Source organism: Oryzomicrobium sp. (assembly GCF_021287045.1).
Classification (GTDB): Bacteria; Pseudomonadota; Gammaproteobacteria; order Burkholderiales; family Rhodocyclaceae; genus Oryzomicrobium.
On the sequence record NZ_JAJTBG010000003.1, the window covers coordinates 202,865 to 223,843 of the forward strand.

Consider the following 20,979-nt stretch of genomic DNA (forward strand, 5'->3'; position numbering starts at 1 on the left):
CCTTCTGATTTATCAGTGATTCGGTAGTGATTCGGATGCAGCGGAAGCGGCGGCCTCAGCGCAGGTTGAGCGGCTCCAGCCGCAGCTGCTGGCGCGCCGCGTCGGCGCCGCCGTCGAGGCGAACCTGGACCGGCTGGCCGGTGAGGGCTTTTTCCGAACCGGGCTCGAAGGTCCGGTAGACCCCGGCGATCGAGACCAGCTCGGCTTCGAAACAGGTGGTGAAGATGCGCGCCCCGGCATCGCCCAGGGCGCCGGCCAGGGCCCGGCCGCGCAGCGGCGCATAGACGTGGATGTTGCCGTCGGCGATCACCTCGGCCCCCGGGTTGACCATGGCCAGCACGATCACGTCGCCGCCCCGGGCATAGACCTGCTGGCCCGAACGCAGGGGCCGGTCCACCACCAGGGTGCCGGTGAAGGCGGGAGTCGGCACCGGAGCCGCCACGGGTTCGGGCGCGGACGCAGCGGCAGGCGCGGGCGGCACCGCGTCGGCGAACAGGTCGCCGATGGCGTTGGCGGAGGTATCGGCTTCAACGACGGCGGCAGGAAGCTGCTCATCCGCGGACACCGGCACCGGCGCAGCATCGCTGGCGCGGGCCGGGCGGGCGGCGGTTTCCACCTCCTCGGCGATCACCAGGCCGGCAGCCCGGGCGGCCTCGGCCTGGGCCGGAGAGGCGTTGCGCACGGCGAACGGGGTGAGCTGGTGGCGGCGCAGCAGGGGCAGCAGGGTGTCCCAATCGGGCAGCGCCTCGGGCGCCAGGCCGGCCAGGTCCACCACCGTGGGATCGTGGCTGAAGAAATCGGGGGCGGGACCGCACAGGTCGGCCAGGGTGCGTTCCACCGCGCCGGCGTCGGCGCTGCCCAGGGCGGCGTGGAGCACCGTCAGGGACAGGGTGGAACCCTTGAATTCGAGGATGGGGGCGGACTTCATCGGGGCCCAGGGCTTAAAAAAGGCGCAAGTCTAGCAGAGGCTGGCGACGGCAGCCCCGGGGGCGGAGCACCGGGCGGGACGGAACGGCGGCCAGGCGCGCGCTCATCCGCGCCGCGCCCCGACCACGCCGTCCACGTCGTGGATCAGCTTGAGCACCCGCTTCATCTGGGCCAGCTCGCCGATCTCCACGGTGAACCCCATGTGGGCCTTGCCCTGCTTGGAAAGAGTGTTCACCCCGATGACGTTGATCTTCTCCTTGGCGAAGATGTCCGAGATGTCGCGCAGCAGGCCCTGGCGGTCGTGGGCGTCCACCACGATGTCCACCGGGAAGATGCCTTCCGGCCGGCCGCCCCACTCCACCTCGATCACCCGTTCCGGGTGCAGGGCCGAGAGCATGGCGAAGTTGGGGCAGTCGTGGCGGTGGATCGACACGCCCTTGCCCCGGGTGACGAAACCGCCGATCTCGTCCGGCGGCGCCGGCTTGCAGCAGCGGGCCAACTGGGTGAGCAGCTTGTCCACGCCGACGATCAGGATGCCCCGGTCGGCAGGATCGACCTTGCTGCGCTTGCGCGGCGCCGGCTCGGCGGCGCGCTCGTCCGTGGGCGGCTCATGGCCGCGCACGGTGGCCTGGAACAGGCGCAGGCCCAGCTCGCCCCGGGCGGCGGCAATGTACAGGTCGTCGGCCTTGGCGAAGCCGAGCTTGCCCGCCAGTTCTTCCAGGTTGGCCCCGCCGGCGCCCAGGCGCTGCAACTCCTTGGCGATGATGGTGCGGCCTTCGGCCAGGGTTTCTTCCAGGGCCAGGTTGGAGAACCAGGTGCGCACCTTGGTGCGGGCGCTCTTGGTGGCGATGTAGCCCAGGCTGGGGTTGAGCCAGTCCCGGGACGGGCCGCCCTGCTTGGCGACGACGATCTCCACCTGCTGGCCGGTCTGCAAGGCGGTGTTGAGGGGCACCAAGGCGCCGTTGACCTTGGCGCCGCGGCAGCGGTGGCCCAGGTCGGTATGCACCCGGTAGGCGAAGTCCACCGGGGTGGAGCCCTTGGGCAGATCCACCACCTTGCCCTGGGGGGTCATCACGTACAGGGTGTCGTCCAGGGCGGCCTGCTTGTAGTGCTTGACCCAGTCGGAGGAGTCGGTGACTTCTTCCTTCCAGGTGAGCAGCTGGCGCAGCCAGGCGATCTTGTCGTCGTAGCCCTCGTCGCTGCGCTTGCTGCCTTCCTTGTAGCGCCAGTGGGCGGCGATGCCCAGCTCGGCGTGGCGGTGCATCTCCCAGGTGCGGATCTGCACTTCCAGGCTGCGCCCGTCGGGGCAGCGCACCGCGGTGTGCAGCGAGCGGTAGTAGTTGCCCTTGGGGTTGGAGATGTAGTCGTCGAATTCCTTGGGGATCGGCGTCCAGATGTTGTGCACGATGCCTAGCACCGTGTAGCAGTCCTTGACCTCGTTGACGATCACGCGCAGGGCGCGGATGTCGTAGACCTCGGAAAACTCCAGGTCCTTCTTGCGCATCTTGTTCCAGATGGAATAGATGTGCTTAGGCCGGCCGTAGACCTCGGCCTGCACGCCCACCGCCGCCACTTCCCGCTTCACCCGCTCGGTGGCGTCGGCGATGAACTGCTCCCGCTCGACGCGCTTCTCGTCGAGCATCTTGGCGATCTTCTTGTAGGTGTCCGGGTGGAGGAAGCGGAACGACAGGTCTTCAAGTTCCCACTTCAGCTCCCACACCCCCAGGCGGTTGGCCAGGGGGGCGTACAGGTCCAGGGTCTCTCGGGCGACGTGGACGCGCAGTTCCTCGGGATGGGCGGCGTAGTAGCGCAGGGTCTGGGTGCGGGAGGCCAGGCGCAGCAGCACCACCCGGATGTCCTCGACCATGGAGAGGAGCATCTTGCGCAGCACCTCGACCTGGGCCTTCACCTCCTTGGGGTTGGCCTCGGTGTCGGCGACGAAGTCGCGGGTGATGGGGCGCAGCCGGTTGAGGCGGGAAATGCCGCTGACCAGATGCACCACTTCCTTGCCGAAATCGTTCTCGATGCGGACTAGGCCGTGCTCGTGGTGGCTGGGGGCGGCGAACAGCAGGGCGGCGACGCGGCTGTCGCAATCGAGCTTGAGGCCCACCAGGATCAGGGCCATCCCCAGGGCATGGGACCACACCCCCTCGCCGCTGCCCAGGATGGCGTCGCCATAGGCGTCCTGGGCGAACAGGGCGGCGGCGCGCAGCCGCTCGGCATCCTCGGGGCCGAGGCCCTCGCTCAGGGTGGCGAGGGTCTGATCGAAGTCGGCCTGGGCGGCCACGGAATGAGCGACGGAAACCATGGTGACAATTATACGGTGCCTTGCCCCACCTGGCATGGGATTGCGGCGCAGATTACGCTGAAAACCGCGCCGGAGCGGGCAATCCCCCTGGCCCGACGCCCTTGCCAGCGACATGGGGAAGGCCTACCGTGGCAGGCCGATTTCATCCGGAGCCTCCTATGGAACCCCGCATCAGCCTGATTACCCTGGGCGTTTCCGACCTGGAACGCTCCCGCGCCTTCTACCGCGACGGCCTGGGATTCACCCTGCGCCCGGAAAGCCAGGACGGCATCGCCTTCTTCGCCCTGAACGGGCTGTGGCTGGCCCTCTATCCCCGGGACGCCCTGGCCGAGGACGCCCGCCTGCCGCCCAGCCCGGCGGCGCCCGGGACCTTTCCCGGCTTCACCCTGGCCCACAACCTGCGTACCCGGGCCGAGGTGGACGAGGTGCTGACCCACGCCGTGAAAGCCGGCGCCAAACTGGTGAAGCCCGCCGAGGAAGTGTTCTGGGGCGGCTACAGCGGTTACTTCGCCGACCCGGACGGCTTCCTCTGGGAAGTGGCGCACAACCCCTTCGTCTGGATCGAGTAAGGGCACCGCTTCCGCCATTCCCCTCCCTTTCCCGCCGCTCCAGCCGGACACCGCCGCCGGCGCTGTCGACGGCCCGGCCGCGGGTGGCATAATCGCCTTCCCCAACCCGGCGCAGCCGTCAGGCCAACGCCGGAGCCCGCCCCAGAAAAACCAATAAACCGCCATGGCCCCCGAGTCCCGGGCGCACCTGCTGCGCCACCCCTACCTGCTGCTCACCCTCACCGCCCTGTTCTGGTCCGGCAACATGGTGCTGGGCCGGGCCATCCGCGCCGACGTGCCGCCCTTCGCCCTGGCCTTCTGGCGCTGGAGCCTGGCCTTGCTGCTGGTGCTGCCCCTGGCCCTGCCTCACTTGCGTAGCCAGTGGCCGATCCTGAGGAAGGGCTGGAAGCCGGTGGTGCTCCTCGGCGTTCTCGGCGTGGGCTGCTACAACACCTTCGCCTACATCGCCCTGCAATACACCGCCGCCACCAACGGGGTGCTGCTCAACTCGTTCATCCCCATCGCCACCATCGCCCTGTCCTGGGCCTTCCTCGGCAAGCGGCTGCGGCCCATCGAGGGGCTGGGCGTGGCCCTGTCCTTCGTCGGCGCGGCCACCATCATCTGCCGCGGCGACCTGGATGTGCTGGCGGGGCTGACCCTCAACCGGGGCGACCTGTGGATGCTCGCCGCCGTGCTGGTCTGGGCGGTGTACACGGTGGGGCTGCAATGGCGCCCGGCCGGAGTCGATCCCATGCTCATGCTGGCGGCCATGACCGTGGTCGGCGTGCTGGCACTGGCCCCGGCCTACGCCTGGGAGATGGTGGCGGAAGGGCGCCATATCAACGTCCATGCCGGCTCATTGGCGGGCATCGCCTACGTGGCGGTGTTCCCCGGCTTTCTCGGCTACGTCTTCTACAATCGGGGAGTGGCCGAGGTGGGCGCCAACAAGGCCAGCCTGTTCATTCACCTGATGCCGGTGTTCGGCACCCTGCTCTCGGCCCTGCTGCTCGGCGAGGTGCCCCACCTCTACCACTATGCCGGCATCGCCCTGATCTTCGCCGGCATCTACCTGACCACCGTCCTGGGGCCGCGGCTGAAGTGAACCGGAAGCCCGCACCATGATCCGCCGCCTGCTCGCCGCCCTGGGGCTGACCCGTTCAGCCCCGCCGCCGGCCATCCCCGAGGCCCTGTGGCGCGACACCGTCGCCGCTCTGCCCTTTCTCGCCGCCCTCAACCGGGAGGAACTGGGCAACCTGAAGCAGCTGGCCGAGGCGTTCCTGGCCGACAAGTCGTTCACCGGCGCCGGCGGTCTGGAGTTGACCGACGCCATCTGCGTCTCGGTGGCGGCCCAGGGCTGCCTGCCCGTGCTCAACCTGGGGCTGCACTGGTACAAGGACTGGAGCGGCGTGGTGATCTATCCGGACGAATTCGTCATCCCGCGCCAGATCGCCGACGAGACCGGGGTGGTGCACGAGTACGACGAGGTGGCCTCCGGCGAGGCCTGGTCCGGCGGGCCCCTGATCCTGTCCTGGCGCGACGTGCAGATGGCCGGCGACGGCTACAACGTGGTCATCCACGAATTCGCCCACAAGCTCGACATGCGCGAGGGCGAGCCCGACGGGGTGCCGCCCCTGCACCCGGGCATGGACCGGGAACGCTGGATCGAGGTGCTGGACACGGCCTACGAGAATTTCTGGAACCGGGTCAATGCCGGCGAGGAAACCTGGATCGACCCCTACGGGGCCGAGCATCCCGGCGAATTCTTCGCCGTGGTGTCGGAAACCTTCTTCGAGTGGCCCGACGTGGTCCGGGACGAGTACCCGGCCCTCTACGACCAACTGGCCCGCTTCTACCGCCAGGACCCGGCCGCCCGCCAGCCCTACCCGGAATCGGTGCTCGCCGCCGACCGGCCGGCGGCCTGCGCCCCGGCGGTGCCCCCGGCCTTCCGCGGCAGCTGAAGCGTCCGGCCATGGCCCGGCTGCTGATCGTCTACCACACCCAGTCCGGCCGCACCGAGGAACTGGCCCAGGCCGCCCTGGCCGGCGCCCGGGAGGCGGCGCCGACGGTGGATACCCGGCTGCAACGGGCCGCCGACACCGGCGCCGACGACCTGCGCAATGCCGACGGCTACCTGATCTGCACTCCGGAGAACTTCGGCTACATGGCCGGCCAGATCAAGGATCTGTTCGACCGCACCTTCTACCCCCTGGAGAACCAGACCACCGGCCGCCCCTACGCAGTGCTGGTGGCCTGCGGCAACGACGGCCGGGGGGCCCTGCGCGAAGTCGGGCGGATCGCCACCGGCTACGGCTGGAAGCCGGTCCATCCCGGCCACATCGCCCGCCAGCCCACCACCCCGGCCGACCTGGACGCCTGCCGGGAAATCGGCGGCCTGCTGGCCGCCGGGCTGGAGATGGGGCTGTTCTGACCCGGGATCGGGCTCAACGCCATCGAGGCCATCCAGGCCGCTTCCCCAAACCCCACGCCCATGGCCGACCTCCACGGCATCACCCTGGAAAGCGGCGCCAATACTCGATGTAGAAACACGATGGCTGAAGATCGGCCATGGGCGCGGGGTTTCGCGGGGCGCTAATTTCCCCGCATGTTCTCTCCCGGCCGCCCCCCCGGCTTACAGCTGGTACGACTCCCCCACCCCGGCCATGGCCATTTCCACGGCCTTGCGGGTCAGTTGCGGGGCGAAATACTCGATGAAGTCGTATTCGAAGCGGCGCAGGTAGGTGCCGCGCTTCAGGCCGATGCGGGTGGTGTTGCGCTCGAACAGGTGGCTGGCGTCGAGCGCTTTGAGACCTGTATCCCGCTCGGCGTCGAAGGCCATGGCGGCGATCACCCCCAGCCCCAGCCCCAGGCCGACGTAGGTCTTGATCACGTCGGCGTCGATGGCCGCCAGCACCACGTTGGGGGTGATGCCGGCCCGCTCGAAGGCCCGGTTGATGCGGGAACGGCCGGTGAAGGCCGGGTCGTAGGTGATCAGGGGGTAGCGGGCCAGGGCTTGCAGGGTCAGGGACGGCTCGGCCAGCAGGGGATGCCCTTCCGGGGCGATCACCACGTGGGACCACTGGTAGCAGGGCAGCATCACCAGTTGGGGATACTGGTCCATGGCCTCGGTGGCGATGCCGATGTCGGCCTCGCCGCTGCTCACCCATTCGGCGATCTGGGTCGGGCTGCCCTGGTGCAGGGACAAGCGCACGTTGGGGTATTTGTCCACGAAGCGCTTGACCACCGCCGGCAGGGCGTAGCGGGCCTGGGTGTGGGTGGCGGCGATGGTCAGGCTGCCGGAGTCGCCCCCGGCGTACTCGGCGCCGACCCGTTTCAGATTGTCCGCCTCTTTAAGTATGCGGCTGGAGATTTCCAGCACCGCCTTGCCCGGCTCGGTGACGCCCACCAGGCGCTTGCCGCTGCGTTCGAAGACGACGATGCCCAACTCGTCCTCCAGCAGCTTGATCTGCTTGGAGACACCGGGCTGGGAGGTGTACAGGGCTTCCGCCGCTTCGGAAACGTTCAGCCCGCGCCGGGCCACTTCCACCAGATAGCGCAATTGCTGCAACTTCACGGCGACTCCTTTAAATAACAAAACGCTATAACAATCTAACCGGATATTCTTTTTGAATCAATAACCGGGTCTTACCATAGCGCCACTCCCAACTAGCAGGCCTGCACGGAACCTCCATGTACCGCTACGACGCATACGATCACGCCATCCTCCGCCAACGGGTCGCCCAGTACCGCGACCAGGTGCGGCGCTGGAAAAGCGGCGAACTGACCGACGACGAATTCCGCCCCCTGCGCTTGCAGAACGGCCTGTACATCCAGCGCCACGCGCCGATGTTCCGCATCGCCGTGCCCTACGGCCTGCTGTCGTCCACCCAGTTGCGCAAGCTGGCCGAGGTGGCCCGGGACTACGACCGGGGCTACGGCCACTTCACCACCCGGCACAACCTGCAACTCAACTGGCCCAAGGTGGAAGACACCCCGGACATCCTGGAAAAGCTGGCGGACGTGGAAATGCACGCCATCCAGACCTCGGGCAACTGCGTGCGCAACGTCACCACCAGCCATTTCGCCGGCATCGACCCGGACGAGATCGCCGACCCGCGCCCCTATGCCGAGCTGCTGCGCGAGTGGAGCACCTTCCAGCCCGAATTCGCCTTCCTGCCGCGCAAGTTCAAGATCGCCGTGAGCGGCTCCACCCGGGACCGGGCGGTGACCCTGGCCCACGACATCGGCCTCAACATCAAGAAGAACGCCGCCGGCGAGATCGGCTTCGAGGTGCTGGTGGGCGGCGGCCTGGGCCGCACCCCGATCCTGGCCAAGGTGATCGAGGAATTCCTGCCCTGGCAGCACCTGCTCACCTTCGTCGAGGCCATCCTGCGCGTCTACAACTCCTACGGCCGCCGCGACAACCCCTACAAGGCCCGCATCAAGATCCTGGTGCACGCCCTGGGCGCCGAGCAGTTCCGCAAGGAAGTGCTGGAAGAATGGGCCAACCTCAAGGACGGCCCGAGCACGGTCGGCGCCGAGGAGCTGGAGCGCATCGCCCGCCACTTCACCGCCCCGGACTACGCCGCCCTGCCGGCCAGCGACGCCCGGATCGAGGCCTTGAAAGCCTCCAACCCGGCCTTCGCCCGCTGGGTGGCGCGCAACGTGCATCCGCACAAGCAATCGGGTTATGCCGCCGTCACCATCTCCCTGAAGGACCCGCGCCAGCCGCCGGGGGACTGCACCTCGGAGCAGATGGAGGCCGTGGCCGAATTGGCCGACCAGTTCAGCTTCGGCGAACTGCGCGTCTCCCACGAGCAGAACCTGGTGCTGCCCGACGTGCCCGTTTCCGCCCTGCCCGAAGTCTGGGAAGCGGCCAAGGCCAAGGGTCTATCCACCCCCACCGTGGGCCTGCTTACCGACCTGATCTGCTGCCCCGGGGGTGACTACTGCTCCCTGGCCAACGCCAAGTCGATCCCCATCGCCGCAGCCATCCAGGAGCGTTTTTCCAACCTGGACTACCTGTTCGACATCGGCGACCTGGACCTCAACATCTCCGGCTGCATGAACGCCTGCGGCCACCACCACGTGGGCCACATCGGCATCCTCGGCGTCGATAAGAACGGCGAGGAGTGGTACCAGGTCACCCTGGGCGGCCACACCGACGGCGTCAAGGGCCGGGAAACCGCCCTGGGCAAGGTGATCGGCCCCTCCTTCTCGGCCGCCGAAGTGCCCGAGGTGGTGGAAACCCTGGTGCGCACCTACGTGGCCCAGCGACACGACGACGAGCGCTTCCTCGACACCTTCGAGCGCCTCGGCCTCGCCCCCTTCAAGGAAGCGGTCTATGCCGGCCGCCGCCCCGCCGCCCTCAACACCTCCGCCGCCCGGGAATCGACCCATGCCTGACCTGATCCGCCGCCCCCAGATCATTCGCTCCGCCCCGGCGCCGGCCATCGTCGCCGACGATTTCGCCCGGCTGGTGCTGACGGTCTCCGCCGACGCCCCGGAAACCAGCGAGAGCGCCGCCACCGTCGTCCTGCCCTCCGTCGCCGATGCGCCCAACCTGATCGTCCCCCTGGCCGTGTGGCAGGCCCGCCGCGACGAGCTGCTGGCCCGCAATGCCGAAGGCGGCAAGCTCGGTGTGAGCCTGGCCCCGGGCGAGGAGGCCGAAGCCCTGGCCGGCGACTTCGCCCACCTGGCCCTGATCGCCGTGGAATTCCCCAAGTTCGTCGATGGCCGCGGCTACACCAGCGCCACCCTGCTGCGCCGCCTCGGCTGGAGCGGCGAGATTCGCGCCGTGGGCGACGTGCTGCGCGACCAGTTCTTCCTGATGCGCCGCTGCGGCATCGACGCCTTCGCCCTCAAGGAAGGCAAGGATCTGAACGACGCCCTGAAGGCCTTCGACGACTTCAGCTTCACCTACGCCGGGGCGGTGGACGACCCCCGCCCCCTGTTCCGCCGGGTGCATCGCGGCGATGCCAGCCTCGACACCGGCAAGTCTTCCTGAGCGCTACGCCATGGCCAACTTCAACCCCGCCGTCCTCAAGGGCGACAATCCCCAGGCGCTGCAAAGCGCCCTGGCCAAGGCCGAAGCGGTGCGCGCCGTACTCGCCGGCATCGCCGCCAAGCATGGCGCCGGCGCCGCCCTGGCCTCCAGCCTGTCCGCCGAGGACATGGTGCTCACCGACCTGATCGCCAAGGACAGACTGCCCATCGGCATCTTCACCCTGGACACCGGCCGCCTGCCGGCGGAAACCTACGACCTGCTGGCCGAGACCGCCAAGCGCTACCCGGACACCCCGGTGAGCGTGATCTTTCCCGAGGCGGCGGACGTGCAGACCTTCGTCGTGCGCTTCGGCATCAACGGCTTCTACGATTCGGTGGAAGCGCGCAAGGCCTGTTGCGGCGCGCGCAAGGTGGCGCCGCTCAACCAGGCCCTGACCGGCAAGGCGGCCTGGATCACCGGCATGCGCGCCGCCCAGTCCGCCACCCGGGCCGAGCTGCCGGTGGAAGACTTCGACAGCGACCGGGGCATCCCCAAGTACAACCCGCTTTCCGACTGGAGCGAGGCCGAGGTGTGGGCCTATCTGCGCCACTTCCAGGTGCCCTACAACGCCCTCCACGACCGCTTCTACCCGAGCATCGGCTGCGCTCCCTGCACCCGCAGCATCACCCCGGGCGAGGACGTGCGCGCCGGCCGCTGGTGGTGGGAAAACCCCGAAAGCAAGGAGTGCGGGCTCCACGTCAAGCAGGCCTGATTGAGGCCTGATTGCCATCTGGCCGACCGCTCCCCACGAACCGATTTCATTATTGCGATGAGTGCACCCATGACCACCCGCGTCACCCTCTCCCACCTGGACTGGCTCGAAGCCGAAGCCATCCACATCCTGCGGGAAGTGGCCGGCCAGTGCGAGAACCCGGCCCTCCTGTTCTCCGGGGGCAAGGACTCGATCTGCCTGCTGCGCCTGGCGGAAAAGGCTTTCCGCCCCGGCAAGTTCCCCTTCCCCCTGCTGCACATCGACACCGCCCACAACTACCCGGAAGTGATCGCCTTCCGCGACCGCCGTGCCGCCGAGCTGGGCGAGCGGCTGATCGTGCGCAGCCTGGAGGATTCCATCGCCCGGGGCACCATCGTGCTCAAGTCGCCCCTGGAATCGCGCAACCGCTTCCAGTCCGTGACCCTGCTCGAAGCCGTCGAGGAATTCGGTTTCGACTGCCTGATCGGCGGCGCCCGCCGCGACGAGGAAAAGGCCCGGGCCAAGGAGCGGGTGTTCAGCTTCCGCGACGAGTTCGGCCAGTGGGACCCGAAGAACCAGCGCCCCGAGCTGTGGAACCTCTACAACGCCCGGGTGCGCAAGGGCGAGCACATGCGCGCCTTCCCCATCTCCAACTGGACCGAGCTGGACGTGTGGCAGTACATCGCCCGGGAAGGTCTGGAGCTGCCCTCGATCTACTTCACCCACAAGCGCCAGATCGTGCGCAAGAACGGCCTGCTGGCCCCGGTCACCGACCTGACCCCGGCCAAGGACGGCGACGTGGTGGAGGAAATCGACGTGCGCTTCCGCACCGTGGGCGACATCCCCTGCACCGCGCCGGTGGAATCCACCGCCGACACCATCGACGAGATCATCGCCGAGACCGCCAGCACCGCCGTCTCGGAACGGGGCGCCACCCGCCTGGACGACCAGACCAGCGAGGCCTCCATGGAACAACGCAAGAAGGAAGGGTATTTCTGATGGCTGCCCTGGAACGCATTCAAGACCACGGCCTGCTGCGCTTTCTCACCTGCGGCAGCGTGGACGACGGCAAGAGCACCCTGATCGGGCGTCTGCTGTTCGACACCCGGACGATCCTCACCGACACCCTGGCCCAGATCGAGCGCACCTCCCAGCGCCGCGGCCTGTCCGCCGTCGATCTGTCCCTGCTCACCGACGGCCTCTCCGCCGAGCGCGAGCAGGGCATCACCATCGACGTAGCCTACCGCTACTTCTCCACCGGCACGCGCAAGTACATCATCGCCGACGCCCCGGGCCATGAGCAGTACACTCGCAACATGGTCACCGCCGCCTCCACCGCCGACCTGGCGATCCTGCTGGTGGATGCGCGCAAGGGCCTATCGGTGCAGACCCGCCGCCACGCCGCGGTGTGCCACCTGCTCGGCATCCGCCACCTGGTGGTGGCGGTGAACAAGATGGACCTGGTGGAGTACGACCAGGCTGTGTTCGAGCGCATCCGCGCCGATTTCCAGGACTTCGCCGCCGGCCTGGGCCTGTCCGACACCACCCACGACGTCACCTTCGTGCCCATGTCCGCCCTCAACGGCGACATGGTGGTGGACCGGGGCGAAGCCCTGGCCTGGTACGAGGGCCCGACCCTGCTGGAACTCCTGGAAACCGCCCCGGGCGCCCACGGCGACGCGGCGGCCAAGGCCGAGCAGTTCCGCTTCCCGATCCAGTGGGTGTGCCGCCCCCAGGCCTCCGACGACCCGGAGCTGCACGACTACCGCGGCTTCTGCGGCCGCATCGAGTCGGGCACCGTCCAGGTGGGCGACCGCATCCTGGCCCTGCCGGCCTGGATCGAGACCAAGGTGAAGGCCATCCACATCGGCGGCCAGCCCCTGACCTCGGCGGTGGCCGACCAGTCGGTGACCCTGCTGCTCGAAGACGAGATCGACCTGTCCCGGGGCGACATGCTGGTCAAGGCCGGCAGCAACGGCAGCACCGCCAGCGCCGCCAACGGCGACGGGGCCGTGCCGGAAGTGACCAAGCAGCTCGACGCCATGGTCTGCTGGTTCGCCGAGACGCCGCTCGACCGCAGCCGCAAGTACACCATCCGCCACACCACCCGCAGCACCCGGGCGGCGGTGGGCGAGATCGCCTACAAGCTGGACGTGAACACCCTGGAACAGCAGGGCGCCGAAAAGCTGGCCATGAACGACATCGCCCGGGTCAGCTTCCGCCTCGCCCAGCCGGTGTTCTGCGATTCCTACGCGAAGAACCGGGCCACCGGGGCCTTCGTCATCATCGACGAGGCCACCTTCGACACCGTAGGCGCCGGCATGGTGGTCTGAGGCGCCCGCCCATCCGAAGCGCTATAATCGCCCCCTTGGCCCGGCCGCCCACCAGCGGCCGGGCCGCATTCTTTTCTGCCGCAGGCCCCTACCGCCGGCCCGGCCGGTAGTGGGAAGAAACACCGCCGTTGGCGACACCATCGAGCCAATCCAAGTATTCAAAGAACAGCAACGGGAATCATGGAGAACCTCCAGACCGCGCCCATGATCGCGCTCAACGCGATCGCCAAGCGCTACCCCGGGCCCAGCCGCGACAGCGCCGCGGTGGAAGCCCTGAGCAACATCGACCTGACCATCGCCGAAGGCGAAATCTTCGGCATCATCGGCAAGAGCGGCGCCGGCAAATCGACCCTGATCCGCTGCATCAACCTGCTCGAACGCCCCAGCGCCGGCCAGGTGATCGTCGCCGGCCGCGACCTGACCGCGTTGTCCGACGCCGAGCTGCGTGCCGCCCGGCGCGAGATCGGCATGATCTTCCAGCACTTCAACCTGCTGGCCAATCGCACCGTCTTCGCCAACGTCGCCCTGCCCCTGGAGCTGGCCGGCATCCCCCGGGCCGAGATCGCCGCCCGGGTGGACCCGCTGCTCGAACTGGTGGGCCTGGCCGCCCAGCGCGACCGCTACCCGAGCCAGTTGTCCGGCGGCCAGAAGCAGCGCGTCGGCATCGCCCGGGCCCTGGCCTCCCGGCCCAAGGTGCTGCTCTGCGACGAAGCCACGTCGGCCCTGGACCCGGAAACGACCCGCTCGATCCTGGCCCTGCTGCGCGACATCAACCAGCGCCTCAAGCTGACCATCGTGGTGATCACCCACGAGATGCAGGTGATCAAGGACCTGTGCGACCGGGTGGCAGTGCTCGACCACGGCCGCATCGTCGAATCGGGCCGGGTGTTCGAGGTGTTCACCGCCCCCACCCAGCCCATGACCAAGACCCTGATCGCCGACGTGATCGGCCACGAACTGCCCGAGGGCCTGCTCGAACGGCTGGCCCAGCCGCACCTGCAAAAGGGCGGCCAGGTGGTGCGGCTGTTCTTCACCGGCGCCTCGGCCGACGCGCCCCTGATGTCGGCCCTGACCCGCCAGTTCGGCCTGGATGTGAACATCCTGCACGGCCAGATCGACGAGATCCAGGGCGAGCCCTTCGGCTCCCTGCTGGTGCTGCTCGAAGGCGACGTCGCCAACCGCCAGGGCGCCCTGACCTGGCTCGATCAACAAGGCATCCGCACGGAGGTGGTCAATGTCGCCTGAACTGCTTTCCCTGCTCTGGGACTCATTCATCGAAACCCTGGTGATGGTCGGCCTGTCCGGCGGCATCGCCACCCTGATCGGCATCCCCCTCGGGCTGCTGCTCGCCGTCACCGCCCCGGGCCACATCCTGGCCCGGCCGGCCTTCAACAAGATTCTGGGCCTGGTGGTGAACGCGGTGCGCTCCACCCCCTTCATCATCCTGATGGTGGCGATCATCCCCTTCACCCGCCTGATCACCGGCACCTCCATCGGCACCGCCGCCGCCGTGGTGCCCCTGGCCATCGCCGCCATCCCCTTCGTCGGCCGCCTGGTGGAAGGCGCCCTGCGCGAGGTGGACGGGGGCCTGATCGAGGCCGCCCAGGCCATGGGGGCCACGCCGATGCAGATCATCACCAAGGTGCTGGTGCCCGAATCCCTGCCTGGCATCCTCAACGGCCTGACCATCATGCTGGTCAGCCTGATCGGCTTTTCCGCCATGGCCGGCGCCGTCGGCGGCGGCGGCCTGGGCGACCTGGGCATCCGCTACGGCTACCAGCGCTTCATGCCCGAGGTGATGGGCATGGTGGTGCTGGTGCTGATCGTCTTCGTCCAGCTGGTCCAGTCCTGTGGCGACTGGCTGTCGCGGCGCCTGAACCATCGCTGATCACCGCTAATCAGCGCTGACGCCGGATCGCCCTTTTCCCTTGTTTCCGACCCTTAGCCAACAGGAGTCCCCATGAAAATCGCCAAAACCCTCGCCGCCCTGCTGGTCGGCGCTACCGCTCTAGCCAGCCTGACCAGCCTGGCCGCCCACGCCGACGACAAGGTGTACAAGATCGGCGTCACCGCCGGACCCCACGCCCAGGTGATGGAACAGGTCAAGAAGCTAGCCGAGAAGGAAGGCCTGAAGATCCAGGTGGTGGAATTCTCCGACTACGTGCAGCCCAACGCCGCCCTGGCCGCCGGCGACCTGGACGCCAACAGCTACCAGCACCAGCCCTACCTGGACGACCAGGTGAAGTCCCGGGGCTACAAGCTGGTGTCGGTGGCCACCACGGTCAACTTCCCCATGGGCCTCTACTCCAAGAAGGTGAAGAGCGTGGCCGAGCTGGCCAACGGCGCCACCATCGGCGTGCCCAACGACCCGACCAACGGCGGCCGCGGCCTGCTGCTGCTGGAAAAGCAGGGCCTGATCAAGATCAAGCCGGGCGTGGGCCTCAAGGCCACGCCCCTGGACATCGCCGAGAACCCCAAGAAGTTGAAGTTCAAGGAACTCGACGCCGCCCAGCTGCCGCGCACCCTGGGCGACCTGGACGCCGCCACCATCAACACCAACTACGCCCTGCCGGCCGGCCTCAACCCGACCAAGGACGCCATCGCCATGGAAGCGGCCAAGGGCCCCTACGCCAACGTGATCGTGGTGCAGGAGAAGAACAAGGACGCGGCCTGGGTGCACAAGCTGATCAAGGTCTATCACAGCGCCGAGATCAAGAAGTTCATCGACACCGAGTTCAAGGGTTCCGTGCTGACCACCTGGTAAGCGCATCCCCAGGGGTTCTGCCCCATTGAAACGGCGACGCCCGGCTTGATGCCGGGCGTTTTGCTTTGTGGCAAGGCTGGGGAATGACGGCCGTGCGGCCTGACCTACTTGCCGCCGGCCGGCGCCGCCCGGTCGCCGCTGCCGGCGACGAAGGGATAGCGGGCGAAGATGGCGGCCACCGCCTTGTCCAGGGAGGATTGGGACACCGCAGCGGCCATGTCGTCCACCGTGCCGACGCCGACGCCTTCCCACACCAGCTGGCGCCGCCGGGCGTCCACCAGGTCCACGTTGAGGGTACCCTGGGTGTACTGGATCACCTCCTGACCCCAGCCGTAGCCCGGCCAGGAGCCGTAGTAACCGCCCCGGTAGCCGTAATAGCCCATGGGCGCCGGGGTCGGCACCACGTCATACTTTTCCTCCAGCTTGGCGTTGAAGTTCACCAGCAGGTCGGGGGAGGCTTCCCGGTACACGTAACCGCGACGCTCCAGTTCGGCCCGGGCGGCGCGGCGCAGCCGGTCGGTCAGCAGGGTGCTGTAGCCGGAACGGTCGGTTCCCGCCGGCGAGAAGAAGGCGAAGGTGTGGTAGCGGGCGAAATCCGTCTGGGGATCGTAGTCGCTGCGCACGTTGGGGCCGCTGGCGCAGGCCGCCAGCAGCAGGGGTGCGGCCAGCAGGGCGAGCCGCCCCAGAATCCGGCGCAGGCCGGCGGGTTGGACGAACAGGGTGACGAGGCGGGACATGGCGACCTCCTGAGCATGGATGGGCAATCTTCCGCTATCTTCCGGCGATGCGCCGGCTTTCCAAGAATAAGACGCCGGCTCCGCCCCCGCCGTTCCAGCGCGATCGCCGCCGACCTCCACGGCGCCGCCGAGCTACCCCGCCCGGATGCTATCCGGGCGACACGGTCAGTGCTTGGTACCGAACAGCTTGTCGCCGGCGTCCCCCAGGCCGGGGATGATGTAGCCGTCGGCGTTGAGGTGGCTGTCCAGGGAAGCGGCGTGGATCGACACGTCCGGGTGGGCCTCGCTTACCGCCTTCACCCCTTCCGGCGCCGCCACCAGCACCAGGGCCTGGATCTGGCGACAGCCCTTGCGCTTGAGCATGTCGATGGTGGCGTTGAGGGAGCCGCCGGTGGCCAGCATCGGGTCGATGATCAGGGCCATGCGCTCTTCCAGGTTGCCCACCAGCTTTTCGAAATAGGGCTCGGGCATCAGTGTTGTCTCGTTGCGGGCGATGCCCACCACGCTCACCCGGGCACTGGGCATCAGGTCGAGCACCCCGTCGAGCATGCCCAGGCCGGCGCGCAGGATTGGCACCACGGTGACCTTCTTGCCCTTCAGCTGCTGCACCTCCACCGGGCCGCACCAGCCGTCCACCGTCACCGTCTCCACGGGAAAGTCGCGGCACGCCTCGTAGGCCAGCAGCCGGGCCAATTCCGCCGTCAGCTCGCGGAATTTCTTGGTGCTCATGTCCGCGGCCCGCAGCAAACCGATCTTGTGCTGGACGAGGGGGTGGTCGACGACGGTGAAGGGCATGGCGGTCTCGGCGGCAAGGAAATTGAACGGCGCGATTATCGCCCGGCGCGGCGGCGGCCGAAATAGCGGCGTACCGCCCGATGCCGCCCTCCGATCCGCCAGCCCTTGCGAACCCCGCGCCCAGCGCGCCTTTCCGGCCTGCCAGCGCCGGATGCCGCGCCCCTTGTGGTTTTCCACAACGCATGCCCGGAGAACGAGTACTGGCGCGGGGTTTCAATCCCCCTCGGGGCCGCGCCCTCTCCCCGCCCCGTTCCGGCCGGGCTGCGCGGCGGGGATAATGCCGGCTTTTGCGCCCCCGGCGCCCGACCGCCATGCCCTCCCCCGCCTCCGTCCGCCATCCCCTCGCCCTGGGCGTGCTGTGCGCCCTGGGGGCCGGCCTGCTCTGGGGGCTGGTCTTCGTCGCCCCGCTGATCTTCGCCGACGTGGCCCCCGCCTCCCTGGCCCTGGGCCGCTACCTGGCCTTCGGCCTGGTGGCCCTGCTCCTGGCCGGCGCCGACCGTCCCCGTCTGGCGGCCCTGACCCGGGCCGACTGGAAGCGGGCCGTCGCCCTCACCCTGGTGGGCAACTTCATCTACTACGGCTGCCTGGCCGCCGCCCTGCAACAGGCCGGCGGCCCCCTGCCCACCCTGCTGATCGGCACCCTGCCGGTGGTCATCGCTGTATGCGCCAACCTGACCTCGCCGGACCTGCCCTGGCGGCGCCTGGTGCCGCCGCTGCTGGCCATTGCCACCGGATTGGCCCTGGTCCACGCCCAGGAGGCGGGCGCGGCTCCGGGGGACGGCTTTGCCGCCGGCCTTGCCCTGGCCGTGGGGGCGGTGGCCTGCTGGACCTGGTATCCCCTGGCCAACGCCGACTGGCTGCGCCGCCATCCGCGCCTGTCGCCCACCACCTGGTCCACCGCCCAGGGGCTGGCGACCCTGCCCCTGGCGGTGGCCGGCTTCGCCGTGCTGCTGGCCGTCCAGCCCGCCGGGTGGATCTTCGGCGCCGACCCGGCGGCCTACGTCGCCGGCATGGCGGTGCTGGGACTGGGCGCCTCCTGGGCCGGCACCCTGCTGTGGAACCGGGCCAGCCAGCTATTGCCGCCCGCCCTCACCGGCCAGCTGATCGTCTTCGAGACCCTGGCGGCCCTGGCCTATCTGTACCTGTACGCCGGGCGCGGTCCGACGTTTTTCGAGAAAGCTGGCATAACCTTGCTGCTTTGCGGCGTATTGCTCGGCGTGCGCGCCGTCCGCTCGGCGCAGCGCCATTAATGACGCCGAGGTGCCTATCGTGTACCCCTTCGCGCGGCGCACAAATTTCGTTTGCATAATCTTAAATTGCACCGGAATATTTCCCTTTCCTATAACGCAACCAGGCCTTTTTCAGGCCAATTTTGCAAAGGGGAAAAACCATGACGTCGCCGCACTCTCGTCCACCGCTCGCTCCCGAAGCCAGCTCCTGCCTCGAATGCCTGAGACTGCATCTCACCAGCAAACGCCCGGCGAGCACAGCGGCCCCTCCCTTCGACGATTGCCCCGGCGACTACCGCTGCCCGCTGCGTGAAGTGCGGGCCATCGGCCGCATCACCGACCGGGTCTACAAGGCCACCTGGGTGGCCCTGGTGGGCTTGGTGGGCATCATGATCACGGCCGTCCTGACCAACGTCTGATCCCGGCAGGGGCTCTCCGGAGCCCCTTTTTTTTGGCCCAATCGCTTATTACGATAATTAATAAAATTACAGGATTTTATTCTTTTTCAGCAGAAAGCCCCGTCGATACAGTACGCCCATCCCCTTTCGATCATCCGACACCACGAGGATCACCATGGCGTACTCCAAACCCCTGCCCCGCCTGCTCGGCACCCTGGCCCTGGCCTTCTCCACCGCCTTCGGCGCGGCCCACGCGGCCGACATTAACCTGCTCAACGTTTCCTACGACCCGACCCGGGAGCTGTACCAGGACTACAACGGCGCCTTCGCCAAGTACTGGAAGGCCAAGAGCGGCGACAACGTGACCATCCGCCAGTCCCACGGCGGCTCCGGCAAGCAGGGCCGCTCGGTGATCGACGGCCTGGAAGCCGACGTGGTCACCCTGGCCCTGGCCTACGACATCGACGAGATCGCCGCCAAGGCCAAGCTGCTGCCGGCCGACTGGCAGAAGCGCCTGCCCCACAACGCCAGCCCCTACACCTCGACCATCGTATTCCTGGTGCGCAAGGGCAACCCGAAGAACATCAAGGACTGGGAAGACCTGGCCAAGCCGGGCGTCTCGGTGATCACCCCCAACCCCAAGACCTCCGGCGGCGCCCGCTGGAACTACCTGGCGGCCTGGGGCTACGCCCTGAAGAAGTACGGTAGCGAGGACAAGGCCCAGGAATTCGTCGGCCGCCTGCTCAAGAACGTGCCCGTGTTCGACACCGGCGCCCGGGGCGCCACCATCAGCTTCGTCGAACGCGGCCTGGGCGACGTGCTGCTCGCCTGGGAGAACGAGGCCCTGCTGGCCACCAAGGAGATCGGCAAGGACAAGTTCGACATCGTGGCGCCGGAAACCTCGATCCTGGCCGAGCCGCCGGTGTCGCTCGTGGACAAGAACGTGGACAAGCACGGCACTCGCAAGGTGGCCCAGGCCTACCTGGAATACCTGTACTCGCCGGAAGGCCAGGACATCGCCGGCAAGCACTACTACCGCCCGGTGGATGCCAAGGTGGCGGCCAAGTACGCCGGCCAGTTCCCCAAGGTCAAGCTGTTCACCATCAACGACGTGTTCGGCGGCTGGGAAAAGGCCACCAAGGCCCACTTCTCCGACGGCGGCTCCTTCGACCGCCTGGTCGGCGGCAACCGCTAACGGGAGCCCAGGCAACGCCATGACCGCCCTGGAAGCCCTGCACGACGTGGTCCGCTACTTCAACGACCACGCCTTCGCCCGCCCCACCGGCCAGCCGGCCCTGAACGTGACCCCTCAGCAGGTCGAGGGGCTGTTCACCGACCTGCGCCTGGAATCCCGCTACCAGCCCCTGATTTCGGTGCGGGACGGGGCCAGCGTGGCCCACGAGGCCCTGCTGCGCGCCTTCGGGCCGGACGGCACGCCCCTGTCGCCGGAAGACGTGTTCTCCCTGCCGGGAGGCAGCGAGGAGATGGTGCACCTGGATCGCCTGGTGCGCACCCTCCACGCCCTCAACTTCCTGGCCAACGGGGCTCGGGGCGACCTGCACCTGAACGTCCATCCCCAGCACCTGCTGGCGGTCCAGGGCGGCCACGGGCAAGTCTTCGAAACCATCCTGCGCCACCTGGGGTTGTCCCCCGCCCAGGTGGTGCTGGAAATCGTCGAAACCGGTGACAGCAGCGGCGGTGACGGCAAATCCTACGAGGCCCACCTGGCCCGGGCCATCGCCGGCTGGCGCGAACGGGGCTACCGCATCGCCCTGGACGACTTCGGCCGCGCTCACTCCAACGTGCACCGCCTGGCCTGGCTGTCGCCGGACATCGTCAAGCTCGACGGCACCCTGATCTACGCCGCCGAGCAGGACCGGCGCCACGCCAGCATCCTCAGCCGCATGGTGGCCATCGCCCACGACATCGGCGCGGTGGCGGTATGCGAGGGCATCGAAACCCCGCGCCACCTGGAGCTGGCCATCGCCGCCGGCGCCGACCAGGTGCAGGGCTACCTGTTTGGAAAACCCGCCTCCCTGGCCCAGCTACGCCAGGGCGACGGAGACGGCGGGGCCTCCCTGGGCGCCGCCCTGGACACCCTAAAGGCCCTGCTCGCCGAACTCGGCGAGGCGGCCAACGCCGGCACCGCGCCGGCCCAGCCCAAGGAGCTGGCGGCCTGAGTTTGCCTCTTGCCGCCTCCCTCTTC

General features: G+C 68.3%; 21 protein-coding genes. 16 read left to right on the forward strand and 5 right to left on the reverse strand.

The window, feature by feature from the left end:
* Positions 1-55: 55 nt before the first annotated feature.
* The gene (minC, locus tag LWW89_RS04475; RefSeq protein WP_293261723.1) at positions 56-928 is read right to left on the reverse strand and encodes a septum site-determining protein MinC; all 873 of its coding nucleotides are present in this window, start codon (positions 926-928) and stop codon (positions 56-58) included.
* Positions 929-1,030: 102 nt separating this feature from the next.
* On the reverse strand, positions 1,031-3,235 hold the full coding sequence (locus tag LWW89_RS04480) for a bifunctional (p)ppGpp synthetase/guanosine-3',5'-bis(diphosphate) 3'-pyrophosphohydrolase (RefSeq protein ID WP_293261726.1): 2,205 nt from the start codon (positions 3,233-3,235) through the stop codon (positions 1,031-1,033).
* A 158-nt stretch (positions 3,236-3,393) separates the two neighbouring features.
* Here LWW89_RS04480 and LWW89_RS04485 point away from each other — a divergent pair, with 158 nt between their 5' ends.
* The 4 genes from LWW89_RS04485 to LWW89_RS04500 all read left to right on the forward strand — a co-directional run bounded on the left by LWW89_RS04485 (position 3,394) and on the right by LWW89_RS04500 (position 6,211).
* Entirely contained in the window at positions 3,394-3,804 is a 411-nt protein-coding gene (locus tag LWW89_RS04485; RefSeq protein ID WP_293261729.1) for a VOC family protein, read from the forward strand.
* 163 nt (positions 3,805-3,967) lie between these two features.
* The gene (locus LWW89_RS04490; protein ID WP_293261732.1) at positions 3,968-4,885 is read left to right on the forward strand and encodes a DMT family transporter; all 918 of its coding nucleotides are present in this window, start codon (positions 3,968-3,970) and stop codon (positions 4,883-4,885) included.
* Positions 4,886-4,901: 16 nt separating this feature from the next.
* Positions 4,902-5,741 (forward strand): M90 family metallopeptidase, encoded by an 840-nt coding sequence (locus tag LWW89_RS04495; protein ID WP_293261735.1) that lies wholly within the window; start codon positions 4,902-4,904, stop codon positions 5,739-5,741.
* A gap of 11 nt (positions 5,742-5,752) precedes the next feature.
* Entirely contained in the window at positions 5,753-6,211 is a 459-nt protein-coding gene (locus tag LWW89_RS04500) for an NAD(P)H-dependent oxidoreductase (protein WP_293261738.1), read from the forward strand.
* A gap of 201 nt (positions 6,212-6,412) precedes the next feature.
* On the opposite strand, the gene cysB is transcribed toward LWW89_RS04500, so the two are convergent.
* Positions 6,413-7,354: an HTH-type transcriptional regulator CysB gene (gene cysB / locus LWW89_RS04505; protein ID WP_293261741.1), complete on the reverse strand. Its 942-nt coding sequence runs from the start codon at positions 7,352-7,354 to the stop codon at positions 6,413-6,415.
* A 116-nt stretch (positions 7,355-7,470) separates the two neighbouring features.
* Between cysB and LWW89_RS04510 the strand changes: the two genes are divergently transcribed.
* The 8 genes from LWW89_RS04510 to LWW89_RS04545 all read left to right on the forward strand — a co-directional run bounded on the left by LWW89_RS04510 (position 7,471) and on the right by LWW89_RS04545 (position 15,614).
* Positions 7,471-9,186, forward strand: a complete 1,716-nt coding sequence (locus LWW89_RS04510) for a nitrite/sulfite reductase (RefSeq protein ID WP_293261744.1) — start codon at positions 7,471-7,473, stop codon at positions 9,184-9,186.
* Positions 9,179-9,787, forward strand: a complete 609-nt coding sequence (locus tag LWW89_RS04515) for a DUF934 domain-containing protein (protein WP_293261747.1) — start codon at positions 9,179-9,181, stop codon at positions 9,785-9,787. Before LWW89_RS04510 ends, LWW89_RS04515 begins: the two co-directional genes overlap by 8 nt.
* Positions 9,788-9,797: 10 nt before the next feature.
* Positions 9,798-10,538: a phosphoadenylyl-sulfate reductase gene (locus LWW89_RS04520; protein ID WP_293261750.1), complete on the forward strand. Its 741-nt coding sequence runs from the start codon at positions 9,798-9,800 to the stop codon at positions 10,536-10,538.
* 69 nt (positions 10,539-10,607) lie between these two features.
* Positions 10,608-11,516 carry a sulfate adenylyltransferase subunit CysD gene (gene cysD, locus LWW89_RS04525; RefSeq protein ID WP_293261753.1) on the forward strand — a complete coding sequence of 303 codons (909 nt, stop codon included), beginning with the start codon at positions 10,608-10,610 and terminating at the stop codon, positions 11,514-11,516.
* Entirely contained in the window at positions 11,516-12,850 is a 1,335-nt protein-coding gene (locus tag LWW89_RS04530) for a GTP-binding protein (protein ID WP_293261756.1), read from the forward strand. Before cysD ends, LWW89_RS04530 begins: the two co-directional genes overlap by 1 nt.
* 180 nt (positions 12,851-13,030) lie before the next feature.
* Positions 13,031-14,095: a methionine ABC transporter ATP-binding protein gene (locus tag LWW89_RS04535; RefSeq protein ID WP_293261759.1), complete on the forward strand. Its 1,065-nt coding sequence runs from the start codon at positions 13,031-13,033 to the stop codon at positions 14,093-14,095.
* Positions 14,085-14,738: a methionine ABC transporter permease gene (locus LWW89_RS04540; protein WP_293261762.1), complete on the forward strand. Its 654-nt coding sequence runs from the start codon at positions 14,085-14,087 to the stop codon at positions 14,736-14,738. The genes LWW89_RS04535 and LWW89_RS04540 overlap by 11 nt, the downstream gene beginning before the upstream one ends.
* 72 nt (positions 14,739-14,810) lie before the next feature.
* Positions 14,811-15,614: a MetQ/NlpA family ABC transporter substrate-binding protein gene (locus LWW89_RS04545; protein ID WP_293261765.1), complete on the forward strand. Its 804-nt coding sequence runs from the start codon at positions 14,811-14,813 to the stop codon at positions 15,612-15,614.
* Positions 15,615-15,718: 104 nt separating this feature from the next.
* On the opposite strand, the gene LWW89_RS04550 is transcribed toward LWW89_RS04545, so the two are convergent.
* Both LWW89_RS04550 and upp read right to left on the reverse strand, forming a co-directional pair.
* On the reverse strand, positions 15,719-16,351 hold the full coding sequence (locus LWW89_RS04550; protein WP_293261768.1) for a DUF4136 domain-containing protein: 633 nt from the start codon (positions 16,349-16,351) through the stop codon (positions 15,719-15,721).
* Positions 16,352-16,516: 165 nt separating this feature from the next.
* Positions 16,517-17,146 carry a uracil phosphoribosyltransferase gene (upp, locus tag LWW89_RS04555; RefSeq protein ID WP_293261771.1) on the reverse strand — a complete coding sequence of 210 codons (630 nt, stop codon included), beginning with the start codon at positions 17,144-17,146 and terminating at the stop codon, positions 16,517-16,519.
* A 311-nt stretch (positions 17,147-17,457) separates the two neighbouring features.
* Here upp and LWW89_RS04560 point away from each other — a divergent pair, with 311 nt between their 5' ends.
* The 4 genes from LWW89_RS04560 (at position 17,458) to LWW89_RS04575 (ending at position 20,953) form a co-directional block, all read left to right on the forward strand.
* Entirely contained in the window at positions 17,458-18,396 is a 939-nt protein-coding gene (locus tag LWW89_RS04560; protein WP_293261774.1) for a DMT family transporter, read from the forward strand.
* Positions 18,397-18,536: 140 nt separating this feature from the next.
* Positions 18,537-18,794 carry a hypothetical protein gene (locus LWW89_RS04565; RefSeq protein ID WP_293261777.1) on the forward strand — a complete coding sequence of 86 codons (258 nt, stop codon included), beginning with the start codon at positions 18,537-18,539 and terminating at the stop codon, positions 18,792-18,794.
* A 154-nt stretch (positions 18,795-18,948) separates the two neighbouring features.
* Complete coding sequence (locus LWW89_RS04570) at positions 18,949-19,968, forward strand: sulfate ABC transporter substrate-binding protein (protein WP_293261780.1); 1,020 nt, start codon at positions 18,949-18,951, stop codon at positions 19,966-19,968.
* Between the two features lie 19 nt (positions 19,969-19,987).
* A complete protein-coding gene (locus LWW89_RS04575; RefSeq protein WP_293261783.1) occupies positions 19,988-20,953 on the forward strand; it encodes an EAL domain-containing protein in 966 nt (321 codons plus the stop codon).
* Positions 20,954-20,979: the final 26 nt, after the last annotated feature.